At 37.4% G+C, this 13,861-nt stretch carries 10 protein-coding genes and 1 pseudogene; 1 reads left to right on the top strand and 10 read right to left on the bottom strand.

What is annotated here, in order from left to right; all coding sequences use genetic code 11:
• The first annotated feature begins 106 nt into the window (after nt 1-106).
• Nucleotides 107-1,960, top strand: a complete 1,854-nt coding sequence (locus QWZ06_RS27175) for an alkaline phosphatase family protein (RefSeq protein WP_290302263.1) — start codon at nt 107-109, stop codon at nt 1,958-1,960.
• Nucleotides 1,961-2,036: 76 nt separating this feature from the next.
• Here QWZ06_RS27175 and QWZ06_RS27170 read toward each other — a convergent pair whose 3' ends face one another.
• The 10 genes and pseudogenes from QWZ06_RS27170 to QWZ06_RS27125 form a co-directional block, all read right to left on the bottom strand.
• The gene (locus tag QWZ06_RS27170) at nt 2,037-2,522 is read right to left on the bottom strand and encodes a GNAT family N-acetyltransferase (protein WP_290302262.1); all 486 of its coding nucleotides are present in this window, start codon (nt 2,520-2,522) and stop codon (nt 2,037-2,039) included.
• Nucleotides 2,523-2,534: 12 nt separating this feature from the next.
• Nucleotides 2,535-3,800, bottom strand: coding sequence for an aminotransferase-like domain-containing protein (locus tag QWZ06_RS27165; RefSeq protein ID WP_290302261.1), 1,266 nt, complete (start codon nt 3,798-3,800; stop codon nt 2,535-2,537).
• A gap of 20 nt (nt 3,801-3,820) precedes the next feature.
• Complete coding sequence (locus QWZ06_RS27160; protein ID WP_290302260.1) at nt 3,821-3,949, bottom strand: hypothetical protein; 129 nt, start codon at nt 3,947-3,949, stop codon at nt 3,821-3,823.
• A gap of 43 nt (nt 3,950-3,992) precedes the next feature.
• Nucleotides 3,993-4,358: a hypothetical protein gene (locus QWZ06_RS27155; protein WP_290302259.1), complete on the bottom strand. Its 366-nt coding sequence runs from the start codon at nt 4,356-4,358 to the stop codon at nt 3,993-3,995.
• A gap of 542 nt (nt 4,359-4,900) precedes the next feature.
• Nucleotides 4,901-5,764 (bottom strand): hypothetical protein, encoded by an 864-nt coding sequence (locus tag QWZ06_RS27150; protein ID WP_290302258.1) that lies wholly within the window; start codon nt 5,762-5,764, stop codon nt 4,901-4,903.
• Nucleotides 5,694-9,701 (bottom strand): DNA repair ATPase, encoded by a 4,008-nt coding sequence (locus QWZ06_RS27145; RefSeq protein WP_290302257.1) that lies wholly within the window; start codon nt 9,699-9,701, stop codon nt 5,694-5,696. The genes QWZ06_RS27150 and QWZ06_RS27145 overlap by 71 nt, the downstream gene beginning before the upstream one ends.
• Before the next feature lie 177 nt (nt 9,702-9,878).
• Nucleotides 9,879-11,899 (bottom strand): annotated as a pseudogene (locus QWZ06_RS27140) (flotillin family protein).
• A gap of 115 nt (nt 11,900-12,014) precedes the next feature.
• Nucleotides 12,015-12,671: a hypothetical protein gene (locus QWZ06_RS27135; protein WP_290302256.1), complete on the bottom strand. Its 657-nt coding sequence runs from the start codon at nt 12,669-12,671 to the stop codon at nt 12,015-12,017.
• A 1-nt stretch (nt 12,672) separates the two neighbouring features.
• Nucleotides 12,673-13,374 carry a PspA/IM30 family protein gene (locus QWZ06_RS27130; RefSeq protein WP_290302254.1) on the bottom strand — a complete coding sequence of 234 codons (702 nt, stop codon included), beginning with the start codon at nt 13,372-13,374 and terminating at the stop codon, nt 12,673-12,675.
• 19 nt (nt 13,375-13,393) lie between these two features.
• Entirely contained in the window at nt 13,394-13,789 is a 396-nt protein-coding gene (locus QWZ06_RS27125; protein WP_160139047.1) for a YbjN domain-containing protein, read from the bottom strand.
• Between the last annotated feature and the right edge of the window lie 72 nt (nt 13,790-13,861).

Below are 13,861 nucleotides of genomic sequence, written 5' to 3'. Positions count from 1 at the left end.
AATTAATTTTCAGTTCATATATATTTACAAATAGTAAACTAATTTTACAATTATTAAAAAATAAATTACTATTTGTAAACTTTTACGATTCAAAACCCTTTATCCCATGAAAACAAAACTATTTTCAATGGCTGTTGTAATGAGCTGTTTCCTTGGAGCTCAAACTAAAAAAGTCCTTTTTATCGGTATCGACGGATGCCGTGCAGATGTGATGATGTCTACCAATACCCCCAACATCCAGAACCTCATCAGCCAATCCATTTATTCTCTTGATGGTTTATGTGCTGCCACAACCTGGAGTGGAAACGGTTGGAGCACGATGCTTACCGGTGTATGGCATACGAAACATAATGTACAGGACAATAATTTTACCAGTCCTAATTACATCAATTATCCTGATTTTATTTCAAGAGCAGAAACTTATAATCCTACTCTGAGAACAATCTCTCTTGCCAATTGGGCACCCATCAACGACAAAATTGTTCAGAATGCAGATGTAAAATCTAATTTAGGAACTGATCTTGCCGTGAAAAATGCAGCCGTAAGTGCTTTACAGAATGACAATCCTGATATTCTTTTCGTAGACTTTGATGATGTAGACCACGCAGGGCATTCTTATGGATTTTCTTCTGCCGTTCCACAATATGTTTCTTCTATTCAGACTACAGATGCCTATATTGGAGAAATTGTAAATGCCATGAAAAGCAGATCCACCTACAATAATGAGGATTGGATGGTTGTTTTAACAACAGATCATGGTGCAACAGATTCTTCTCACGGCGGTGGAAGCCTTTCTGAACGAAATATTTTTACTATTTATTCAAATCCAGGATTTACCCCTCAACAAATCAGTAAAACTGTTCTGGAGTCCAATAAAACGTTTAATCAGCTTAATCTTCCTTCAGGAGCTTACGCAAAACCCACCAACCAAACGCCTTTTAATTTTGGAGCGAATCAGGATTTTACCATTGAATTTTGGGTAAAACCAAATGCAGCCTATACCAGTGATCCTGTATTTCTTGGGAATAAAAACTGGGCGAATGGAAAGAACAAAGGGATCATCTTCTCTGGCTACTCCGGACAGACCTTTAAAATGAATATTGCAGATGGTACTAACCGAATTGATCTTGTAGGCGGAAAAGTAGAAACCAATAAATGGAAACACATCGCAGCAAGTTTTGACAGAGATGGCCTGGTAACCTTATATGAAGACGGTGTTCCGGTAACTTTTGCTAAAATGAATACGATCGGAAATATAGATTCTATACTTCCTTTGACATTAAATCAGGATGGCACCAATACGTACGGAGTTAATCTTGCCGCGTCTTACAAAGATGTAAGAATCTGGAAATCTGCTCTTCCGAATGACGTTATTGCCAATTGGGCCAATCAGGATATTACAGCTTCACATCCTTATTATTCTCAGTTATTGACGAACTGGAAATGTAATGAGTCTTCAGGAAGTACTTTAACCGATTCCAGTCCTAACGCGAATCATATGAGCATCACAGGATCTCCAACTTATACTGTTAATGCTTCCAATACTTTTAAAATCTATGATTATTCCTCAACAACAAGGGAAACAGACCATTTCCCAACCGTTTTGAACTGGCTTTGTATTCCGGTACAGTCTTCATGGGGAATTGATGGCATCAACAGAATTCCTGTCTGTTCAAAAGAAACTTTGGCTACCCAAGAAGTAAAAGGAGCAACAGTTCATTTTGCTATATATCCTAATCCTGCATCTACTCAAATTACGATCAGTTATCAGTCAGGTGATAAGGAAGTCAGAGCTGAAATCATTGATACTAAAGGATCACTTATTTCCACAAAAAGCTTTAAGTCCTCTAATGGAAATTATGATGAAAAAATCAATATTGAAGGGCTTCCATCCGGAATGTATTTCATTAAGATTAATGGAAGTAAAAAGTCTATGACGAAGGCTTTTATCAAGAAATAAAACAGTAAAACAATTAGATTTAAATTTTGATATTGGAACAAGGATATAAGCATCCGAGTTCCAATATTTTTTTTACCTAAGATTTAAAATCCAATTCCATTTGTACATCTACACGATCGTACCCCGGATTGGTAATTTCAGTATGCTTAAATCCTAGCTTTTCATATAACTTGATGGCAGGAACCAGCATAGAGTTGGTTTCCAGAAAGATTTTTTCTGCTTTTAACGCTCTGGCTTTTTCAACAAGGGCATTTCCCAGCAGATAACCTATCTTTTTACCTTGTGCTTTAGGGCTAACTGCCATTTTTGACAGTTCAAATGCAAGAGGATCTTCCTGAGCTTTTACCAGGGCACACGTTCCTACTGCTTCACCATTCAACAAAGCAAAAGCAATATATCCACCTTTATCTAAGATATATTCTTCAGGATTATCCAACAGTTTATAGTCACTGGCTTCCATAACAAAGAAGGTTTTGATCCATTCTTCATTTAAGGCTTTAAAAGCTTCTTTATATTGCGGTTCGTAAGCTATAATTTTTACTTCATTATTATTATCATTCATCGCTTAAGTTTATTATATTCTGTTTTTTATCATTTTCCCCAGTTTTTCGAGATCGCTTTCTACACGGTCTGTCCATTCTAAGGCATAGTTTAATCGCATACAGTTTTGATACTGATTGTATTGTGAAAACATTCTTCCCGGAGCAAAGTTTACTTTCTGGCTTACTGCTTCATCATATAAATCTTCTGTACATATTCTTTTATCCAGTTCCAGCCACAACATAAATCCTCCCTTTGGTTCTGAAATCTTGGTATTATCCGGAAAATACTGTGTCACCGACTTTTGAATCTGCAAATAATTGGCATACAATTTCTTCCTGAACATTCTTAGGTGATGATCATAACGGCCATGTTCAAGGAAATCCGCAATGACATCCGAAAATAAAGACGGCCCCGAAACGGTCTGTACCAATTTTTGTCTGATAATCTTTTCTTTAAATTTTCCCGGAGCTACCCAACCTACCCGATATCCCGGAGCTAAGGTTTTAGATACTGAACCCACCCACATTACAATGCCTGCTTCATCATAAAACTTACATGGTTTTGGCCTCCCTGCTCCGAAATAAATATTTCCATAGACGTCATCTTCCACCAAAGGAACATTATGCTCAGTAAGCATTCTTACCAGTTCTTTCTTATTGTCATCCGGCATCTGAAAGCCTAAAGGATTATTGTAATTCACTACAAAACAACAAGCTGAAAGTTTCGGCATTACCTTTTTTAAAGCATCCAGATCTACTCCGGTAATAGGATGGGTAGGAATTTCCACAGCCTTCAATCCCAGTAGCTGGATAGCCTGAAGAATCCCAAAATAAACAGGACTTTCTACCGCTACATAATCTCCCGGCTGGGTAACAGCCATCAGGCAATTGTAAACCCCATTCATAGCACCGGAAGTGATAACCAGATCATCTTCAGTAATCCTTCCTTCCATCACAATAGACCATTTGGCAATTTCCCTTCTGAGTCCTACATTTCCCTGCACCGGCTCATAATTGGTTCCACTATCATTCTTCCGCTTCATTACATCAATCATGCACTTCTTCATTTTGGCAACGGGAAGAAGGCTTTTTCCAGGAATTCCCAGCGCAAACTGCGTCATATCTGTTCCTCCAATGGCACCAAACACTTTTCCGATAAGATCTTCCGGGCTGTTTTTTTCTTCCGAAACTTTCATTTTAGCCACAGAAGGTAGCGCCAGCTTTCTTTGAGAGGTCTGGCTCACATAATATCCATATTTCGGGCGTGATTCTACAAGCGAGCGGCTTTCAAGCTCCATATAAGCTTGTTTTACAGTATTTAAGCTAACATTATATAGCTTTGAGCACTTCTCAGAGAGGGCAATCTGTCTCCAAACTGCAGGGTATCACTTTTGATCTGCTCAGTGACAGCATTAGCTATTTTAAGATAAAGAACATCTTTAGGCATTGATCACAGTTTTAAGTAAATGTACAACTTTATCACTTTCTGATTATTGATTTAACCAGCTTACCATCCTATAAATACTGTTTTTCAGCTGCTCAGGATTACGGAAATTAGGAGTATTATTCTTTTTAAAATAGCTCTCCGCTCGTAAGATAAAGTTCTTTTCTTCTGAACCCTGGATTCCTGATTTATCATAAACCTTAAAAGCAATTCCGCCTTTTTCGTTGATGACCAGACTAGCAAATGCAATCACCTCATCTTTCTTTTTAGCCAGAAGGAAGGGAATTCCAAATTCTGAATTTATTTTTCCGGTATTCTTTGCCTGCAGAAATATATTTTTTAGCACCAACATGTCTGAAATATAAACTTCTGCATATTGAAGCTGTTCCTGATATTGAACGTTGGTTTCCATAGTATTTCTTTTTTAATACAACAAAATTATGGAGTCTTTGAGTTTGGATACAGATACAGAAGTATGGAATATTGTGGGTACAGATTTTCTACTATTTTTGGAATGAAGTTTTTTGTTGGGAAACGCTAAGGCGCAAAAGATTTACCTGCATATTGTTTTAGGGCGCAAAGACTTTATCTTCGATAAAATTGAATACCGCTAAACTTATGTTTATATAGCCACGAATTCACGAATAAAATGGTTATACGTTAACCTATAAGCCTATGAATCTATGTGGTGAAAAAATTAAACCACATAGTCACATAGATATTATTCCTAAAAATACACATTTGCTAAAATCTTTGATTTTCTTGCGCCTTAAAACAGCATATTATTTTAAAAAATTGCGCCCTTGCGATTTCCAACAAAATTATTTTTTCCTCTCGCTGATTAAGCAGATGTTCATGTAAAATCTGCGTAATCTCCATGATCTGCGAGAGTATAAAAAAATGGCTGCTTCAAAGAAACAGCCGACTATTTTTAGATTTAGGAGATCTGGAGGACTACTCTACTTTTTTCAAAGCTTCTTTAATTCCTTCCAACCCGTCTCCGAATTGAGCAAGTAAAGCAACAATCTGAGACATTCTATCGTTTTCCCCTAAGCCTTTTAGGGTTTTATTTTTAACAAAAGTCTTTTTGATCTCTTCCCAACGCTCTTTTTCTTCTTTCGAGATAACACCTATCAGTTCTTTCAGCTTCAACATATTTGCTTCTGCGCCTGTTGTTAACGTTTGAGATTCATTCTGATAATGATTCAATACGATCTGAATGACTTCATTTTCTTTTAAAATAGGCTGAATCTGAGTAATCAGCTTATTCATATTACGATAGGATCCCTGAAGCTTAAACGGAGGCTCATTTCTGTAGTCATCGGACATTGCTGCCGAAGCAATATATTCTTTATTGACTTTCAGAATCATATTTCTGACCATAATGGTATTTTTCAATACAGATCTGAAATCTGAGATTTCATTGGAACTGAAATTTCCTTTCAGATTGTCTGCAGGATTATCTGTTATAACACAATCATAGAGCTCATAAAGATTCTCCATACCTGGATAGGTCAGTCTGGTCAGATATTCATTGGACATCAGGGAGTTTTCAATTAAACTCAGATCAAAAAGGTTTGTTTTTGAGCCTGATATTTCTCCTAAATTGTAAGTATCTGAACGGTTGGCCAGCATATCCGGAATTTTAAATTTCTCTCCACTTTCGGTATATGGATTTCCTGCCATGACCAGACAGAATCTTTTCGAGCGTAGGTCATACGTTTTACTTTCTCCATTGTAAATTCCTTCAATTTTTCTCTGCCCATCGGCAAGGGAAATGAATTTGCAGAAACTCTGGATTACAGTGCTGGATATCATCCAGATATAACATCACATTATCTCCCATTTCCAGAGCAATGTTCAGTTTCTCCAGTTCCTGTCTTGCGCCTGCATTTCTGGCTTCTGCCGGATCTGTGGAAACTATATCATAACCTAATGAAGGGCCATTGATCTTCATAAACACTAATCCCATACGTTCTGCCATGTATTCCATCAAAGTGGTCTTACCATATCCAGGAGGTGATACCAGAAGAAGCATTCCCATTCGGTCTGTTCTCTTATCTGAACCTGCTGTTCCTAGCTGTTTTGCCAGGTTGGCTCCAATCAAAGGAAAATAGACATCATTGATCAGTTTATTTCTGACAAATGAGCTTAATATCTGTGGCTGGAAAGTATCTAGCTTCAAGGCTTTTTTCTTCTCATTCACCCAACTGTATTTCAATTCCTGAAGTCTTTTGTATTTTGGAACGGTAACTGTATTGAAATGGCTTAATCTGGATGTAAAGTCAAAATAATTCAGATGGTATTCTGTATCTTTTTCAAGGGATTTTAAATCTTTAATGACTGCTTCATAGGAAATACTTCTGATATTTTTCGGATCAAATTTCTGGGTAATAATACATCCAAGAACCTCATCTAAGATATTTTTCTCCGCATTCGGATCAAAAGCTTTTAATGCTCCTTCTGCAATATAATAACATGCTGAAGGATACTGATACATAGCCTGTATCTGAACAAAAAACTCCAGATCTTTGCCTTTTTCTTTAAGTTCTTTTAAAAATAAACCATACAAAGCCCCTGCTTTTTCCGAGATCAGGAAGTTCTCTTTATCTTCCTGCTTCAGATACACTGCAGCATTGATATAATCTGTCTCTGTAAAAATACCATGTCCTGATGCAAATGATTTCATTTCTTCTGCCAGCTCTTTGCTTAGGTATTCAAATCCTTGTTTTCCCGCAAAAGACTGAGCGATAATAGAAGTTGCTTCAAACTGTTTACTATAATATTCTTTTCTCTCAGGATCCAGGAAGAACCAGAAAATCTGTGCAAGGGTTCTTTCCTGGCCAATAAACCGCATCAATCCCAGCTCATTATGCATTTGCTGAAGCCTGGTGACAATAATCTGTGCGTCTTTATCATGAATTCCCTTTACCAATCCTTCGCCGAAATGTTCTGCTGTAAATTGCTGAACATCTTGTTCGTTCTGCTGTTCTGTGGCAATTTCTTTATGATTTGAAAACACATTCCAGGCAAGGTATTCAAATCGTTTTACATGGGTATTTTCTGAAATAAATTCCTGGTTCCAGACTTCTTTGAACTCATCAACTGTAGGAAAGTTCAGAGGTTCATAGAAGCTAGTTCCGGTAAGGTGATAGTAATATTGTGCATTTCTCAGCACAAGCGTAAGATCCAGTTTCTGTTGATTGACTGCAAATTTATAATCTCCTAATGCTATAATGCTTTCTCCGTCTACATAGATCTCTTTTTTATCTTTAAGCTTTCTTACGGATTCCTGTTGGCTTGTTTTTAAAAGGGTTTGAATTTCTTCACTCTTTGCTGAATCTTCCAGCTCTACCAATTGTCTGGCGAGATCTTTCACTTTCTCAACCATCAGGTCTGAAGCGAAATAGCCATTGATTTCATTTTCAGAGTCAAAGGATTCTGCCTTAGTCTGAACGGATTTCAGGATTCTTTGGGCTGCATCAAAGAGACTTTGGGTTCTTTTGTTTCTTGATTCTGTAAGCTGTACCCTTTTATTCTGGAAATGTCCGTAGACTTCTTCTCTTTTGGTTCCTATCTGCTGGATAAACTCATCAAAATCAATAAATTTGGTTTCCATCTCCTCCAACTGAATGGAAAGTTTGGTCAGATATTCATCACATTTCTCAGGAGTCTGGGAAAGCTCCAGAAAATTAATCACAGACTGATCAAACAAGGTAATCTGAGCCTGAAAATCTGAAGCCAGTTCTTTGCCAGAGATCTCCCGTTTCCTTTTACTAAGCTCCAGTCTTTCCTGATTGAGTCGGGCAAAGATCAAAGAGATGTTTTCAATGATCTGGGTAGATTGGGAAGTATCTTCAATTTTAAGATTATTGACAATATCTACCAACAGTTCCAACTGTCCGGATAATGTGCTTATGTTTTCATCAATGGTTTTAGCATCAATAGCCTTTTGTAACGCAATAATATCCTCTGAAATGGTCTGCGCTTTCTCCTCATAAGGCAATAGCGCCCCTTCCTGCAGCAGAAAATCCACACAAGCATTGGAAAGTTCGGTATAGCGGTCTGAAAGAGCTTTTTCAAGAGAATCCAACAGATTTATATCTGCATATTTCAGTTCTCTTGCTCCTGTAACTTCTCCTCTTAATGCTCTTATCTGGGAAAGAGCATCAATATATTCTGTGAGCTGGGAATAATGGAGTCTTTTGGTATCGTCAAGGATCTTATTACAGGCTAGTTTTATTTTTTCTAAAGCTTCTTCTGTAGTTTTCCTTTGCTCAACTACTTTTTCATATTCATTGATCGCTGAATGGGCAATTTTCCGGATCTCTTTAAGTGGCTGATCCAGTTTCTGAACTTCATTTTCACCTAAGAAGTAATAGGTATCGAGAATAAAGGTGGAAAGCTTTACAATATCATCATATAATCCGCTATAAGAATCTTTTTTATTCAGAAGGGTTATAAGCTCCTGACTTTCGGCCATTACTCTTACAATATCTTTGTTTCCGATCTTGTAAATCAGACTGTCTGCTTTTTCAGCATTCGGCTGCAGTTCTTTCGAAAAAGGGGTCTGCCAGATTTGAGCAAGATGATGCTTGGTGGTTTCAATACTCTCCCGAAGGTAAATCAGTTTTCCATCATTGAGAAGCGAGAAACCGCTGCAACGAATAGGTGTTTCTATCGTTTGGGTGATAATATTATAGGAGATCAGCTGATAGTTATTCGTTTTATCATCATAGAAAACATACAAGAAGTTCTCTCCGTTGGGTTCTATAACGGTTTTCAGGTAATACAGTCTGTTCTGATCCTGTGAAATCACCTTTAATCCACCAGTTTGAAGAGCATATCCGTTTGAAAACAGCACTCCCTGATTTTCCGGGAGCAATAGTCCGGAATATTTGAGCGCATCAGCTCTTGAAACGGTCTTTTCTTTATGGTTATAAATAAAATAGCGTTCTGTTTCCTGGTAGGGTTTTATTTTAAACAAAACAAGATTATCCAGGTCACAGAAATGGATCTCAGCATCATCGAGATTCTGATCTTTATGGATTACATCTTCGGAATAGATTCCCTTTCCGGTTTCTGTATTATCTTCAACTTTAATGGTAATATCACCACCGATACTTTCCACGAAAACCTTATCAGCAAGGGAAACATGCGGATGTTTTCCGGATCGCTGCATGTCTCTTGTCGCTTTTGTCCATGCAAAGCCGTGCTGTGGAGGATAAGTCGTTTCTGAGGCACTTCTTGAATCTACATAAATCAGCTGATTTTCTTTAATCAACCATTTGAATGCTTTAATGTCTGTAGTGCTTTCCGAAAGCTGGAAGACCATATAAAGGTAGTTCTCTGTAAAACTAAATCTTGCAAAGAATGTATTTCTGTAGTATTTGTAAAGGTTTTTAAACTCATCAATAAAAACCTCATCATTGATAAGGGCATGATCCTGAGGCTCAAACCTGTTTTTATTAATTTTATAGATGGAAAAAACGTCCGAAATATTAATTTCAGTCTGTAAGCCTAAATGAGCATTGGAACCAAATATTAAATAATCTCCTAATGAATAGATATCCTTGGCGATACAGTTATGATCTGTGGAAATTCTTTCATTGGCAATCAACGAAAAGTCTATTCCACCGAAGATATTTTTACGGTCTTCGTTAAGCTGCTGAAGCCTTTGTATAAGGTCATTCTTCTGCTCATTCAGACGGTTCTGAATAATTTCGTAGGTTCCGGAATTAAGTTGTTCTGACATAGTGTTGAATTAGATGGTCATGGCTGCCGTTCAGCAGCATATCTTTGTGTAGAACTTATTATACTTTCGCTTTTATCTTCATAGAAACCTTATAGGTTTTGAAAACCTATAAGGTTTGCCAGGCAAGCAGTTAACTTATTTTCAAATTGATTATCAATAAATTAACTACTTTATATATTAAACATGGTTATTGTTTACCGGTTTATTGTCTACGCCCATATGTCTGGCCATATCAAGAGCTCTTTCCAGAATTCCTTTTTCCTGTTGATTGGCAACACTGTTCAGTTTAAAGATCAGGGACGCGATGCTCATATTCTTGATGTCGTCTGATGAGATATTGTATTTATCCACCATTCCCATTACCTTGGCAATGATATTTTCACCATCTCCCAGCAGGTTTTCTCTTATCATCTGTGCATTTTCACTATGGCTTACGAATTTATCCAATCCTTTTCCTGCCGAAACCTGACGGATCACATTATCAAAGAATGTATTATCACCTCCTACGATATCAATCTTCGCTGTTTTGAATGCTTCTGCCAATACCAGAGACTGAGCTTCTGCAATATCTTTCTGGATAGCAATTTCAGCGAGCTCCACTTCTTTTTCTTTATTTAGTTTCAGACGGAATTCTTCGTGATCTTTTCCGGCATCGTTCAGTTTCTTCATCGCTTCTGCTTTTTCATTAATTCCTGCCGCTTCTGCTAATGCTTTTTCTTTAATGACTTCTGCTTGGGCAATTCCTTCTTTTCTCACAGCTTCTGCCTTTTTCTCGATCACTACGGCTTCTACAATACCTTGTCTTTCCGCAGCGTCTGCTTTTGCGTGCAGCACCTGAGCTTCAGATAGTCCTACAGTAGCTTCTTCTTTAGCTTTAGCATCTGCAATGATCTTACGCGCCTCTGCTTCTTTTTCTGCTGCATCTCTCTTCGCCTGTGCTTCGATCACATATTTCTGAGCATCTTTTTCTGCTGCCAGCTTACGCGCTTCTGCGGCTCTGGTTTCTTCGATTAATCTTTTCTCTGCTTCCTGAGTAGCAACAGTAATTTCAACCTGCTTGTTTCTTTCTGCAGTTTTGAATGCTTCCAGATCTTTAATTCCCTGCTGCTCTTCCACTACCGTTTTCTCCATGGTCAAACGTTCACGGATCGCATCCTGAATGCTTTTCTTTTCTATTTCTATCGCTTTCTCTTTTTCAATCTGTGCAAGGGAAACAATTCTTTCTCTTTCTGTTGCCTCTAAAGCTTTGTCTTTTAATACTCTTTCTGTTTCTACGAGATCTGCACGTTCTTTATTTTTTGCTGCAATAACGACCTGACGAAGTTTGTTTTCTTCTGCAATCTGTAATTTTTCTTCTGTTGCAATACGTACCGTTTCATATCTCAGTCGTTCTTCTTCCTCTACTTTTAGGATTTCAGCATTTTCACGGGCTTTGATATTGGCTACTTCTCGTTTTTGAGACTCCTGCTTTTCTGCCAGCTGTTTTTCAAGCTCAAGAATTGCTTCTCTGGCTTCTACATTTTGTTTTGTAATGGTTTTTTCTTCATCACGACGAACCTGATTGGCTTTAATATTCTGGGTTGCCGTAAGCTCTGTAATTTTCTTAATCCCTTCAGAATCAAGAATATTGTCTTTATCTAATTTATCAATAGAAGTCTGTTCAAGGTAATCGATCGCGCAATCATCTAAAACATAGCCATTTAAGTCTGTCCCGATGATGTCAAGAATTTCCTGACGGAATTCGCTTCTTGCTTCGTATAATTCAGTGAAATCAAATTTCTTTCCTACTGTTTTTAAAGCTTCTGAAAATTTAGCTTCAAAAAGCTCTCTTAAAGTTTGAGCATCAGATGCCCTTTGGCACCCAATGGTTTGCCCTACATTCACAATATCATCTACAGATTTATTCACACGGATAAAGAATGCCACCTGAATATCTGCCCTCATATTGTCTTTACAGATCAATCCGGCTCTTCCTTCTCTTGATATCTCCAATTTTTCACAGAAATATCCATAGATTCCATACGGTGAATGACAGGAATCACAATTCCTGCGTTAAAGAAAACCTTTGTTCCCCCATAACCGGTTCTTAAAATAACAATTCCCTGAACGGTCTTTTTATACATGGATAAGATCCAGAAAATCAGTCCGATTGATGCAACTGCAACAACGATAATTCCAGCAATTAATGGTAAGTTCATAGTTTTATAAGTTTAATAGTTTATATAAATGTGTTTTTTTTAAAATGTGTTGAGAAAGATCTTCAACATAGTGTTTAACATGATTAAAAATAAAGCGAACATGGTTATTATTTTTTTAGTATCTCATGGATTTTTGTACGTAGTAAAGGCGTTTATCAAGATCTTCATCTACGATCATAACACGGGTTCCATGTTCCAGTTTTGTTCCATCCTGGCTTCTTACCATCAGTGTCATAGGATCACTTCCGATAAAAAGCTCCATCATTCCTATTTTATCTCCTTGAATACTTGATTTCAGCCTCCCTTCTCTTCCCAGAAATGCATAGGACGCTTCTCCTTTGTGATTAATTTCTTTGAAAAAGGGATTTAGAGGCTTCAGAACGATTTTAGTGATTAACATTCCTGCAATAAACAGGGGAAACAAAATCAGTATTCCTGCCCATGTTGGCAGTGGAATGAAGTAACTAAGATAAAATGACCCCAGCCAAGTAATCAATAATGACAACGTAAGAAAATAAGTAACCGGAACAATATCCAGATTCAGAAACTTCAGGAAGTGCATCCACGCAGAAGGATCGTGATCCGGAGCATGAAAATGACCATCAGGAACATGAGTATCAGCCCCAACATCAAGATCAGAATGCAATCCCACATCGATATCCAGCCCAGTAATAATGGTAAATAACCAATACACAACCGAAAGCCCCAGCAATACACTCAAAACAGTGTTTACTGGCGAAAATGCTATGTTTAAAAATTCCTGAAAGGTCATATTAGCCTTTTTTAAGTGTTTCCTTTAATCTGTTCAAAGCTTCTTCAGCTTCATTATCTTTGTTGTTTACCATCGCGTCAATCTCTTCATCAATCGTCTTTCCTGATTTTGATAGATCAGAATAGGCTTCTGCCAGCGTTTCCTGCTGTACAACTCTTTCTTTCAGTTTTTCCAGCATGCTTACGGTACTCCCGGTATCCATTTGGGTCATTTTCTGATTAATGTCTTTCGTCGCTTCACTTACCTGCACTCTTGCTTTAAGGGTCTTCAATTCGTTTTCCCATTTGGCAATACTGGACTTCAAGTGATTGATAGTCGTCTGCATTTTCTCACATTCGGTGTGTAGCTTTTCATGTTCTTTATGCAGCTGATCTGCATTTTCTTGGGAAGAGGCTTGTCTTTTTAAAGCTTCTTTGGCCAGACGATCCGCTTCTGAAGCTCCCACTTCTCCTTTTTCCGCTTTTTGAACAATCACTATTGCCTTGTTGTAATAGTCCTTTGAAGTCTGTTCTTCTGTTTCTGCTTCATTTTTTTTACGAATGGTAAGTGCCTTTAACTGGGCAAGAGATTCTATACTTTTTCCCAGTTCTTCTTTCATTTCACGGATTCCCTCTTCCGTTAAGTTGATAGGATCTTCAAAGTTGTCAATCACAGAATGGATCTCCGCTTTTCCTATTGTTAATAATCTTTTGAAAATGTTCATTTTAAATATCTTTTGTGAATTACTTACTCATTTCAAGCATCTCGTTGGTAAACTCTCCTACCAGAATTCCTAATGAATTGATAGAGGCCATTACTTCATTCTGTGCCATATGGTCTGTAGGAAGAGTATCTCTGAAAATCACCCGTTTTCCTGTACTGTCTAAAACAAAAGCTCCATGCACAATATCTCTGTTTTTCTGAAGCAGTCTTCTAAAGGTTTGTTCTGTCGGATTTTTTATTTCGAAAAGGAACTGTTCCATAATAAGGATAGAATCTGATATAATAAGGATCATATTTTTGATTCCGTTGGACTCTTTTTCAATGATTAAGATTCTTTGAGCCTCATCTTCCAGGATGATGTTAAACTCATAATCTAACAACCACTCTTTGACCGTTCTAAATATTTGATTTTTCATGCAGGCTAGTTTAGTGTTTTGCTTTTTCTTTCTACACAAATATAACATAAAATTTTCAAATTGCAAATATTT

This window comes from Chryseobacterium tructae (assembly GCF_030409875.1).
Taxonomy (GTDB): Bacteria; Bacteroidota; Bacteroidia; order Flavobacteriales; family Weeksellaceae; genus Chryseobacterium; species Chryseobacterium tructae.
Note: the sequence above shows the minus strand (reverse complement) of the source record. Positions and strands in the feature narration are given on the sequence as shown.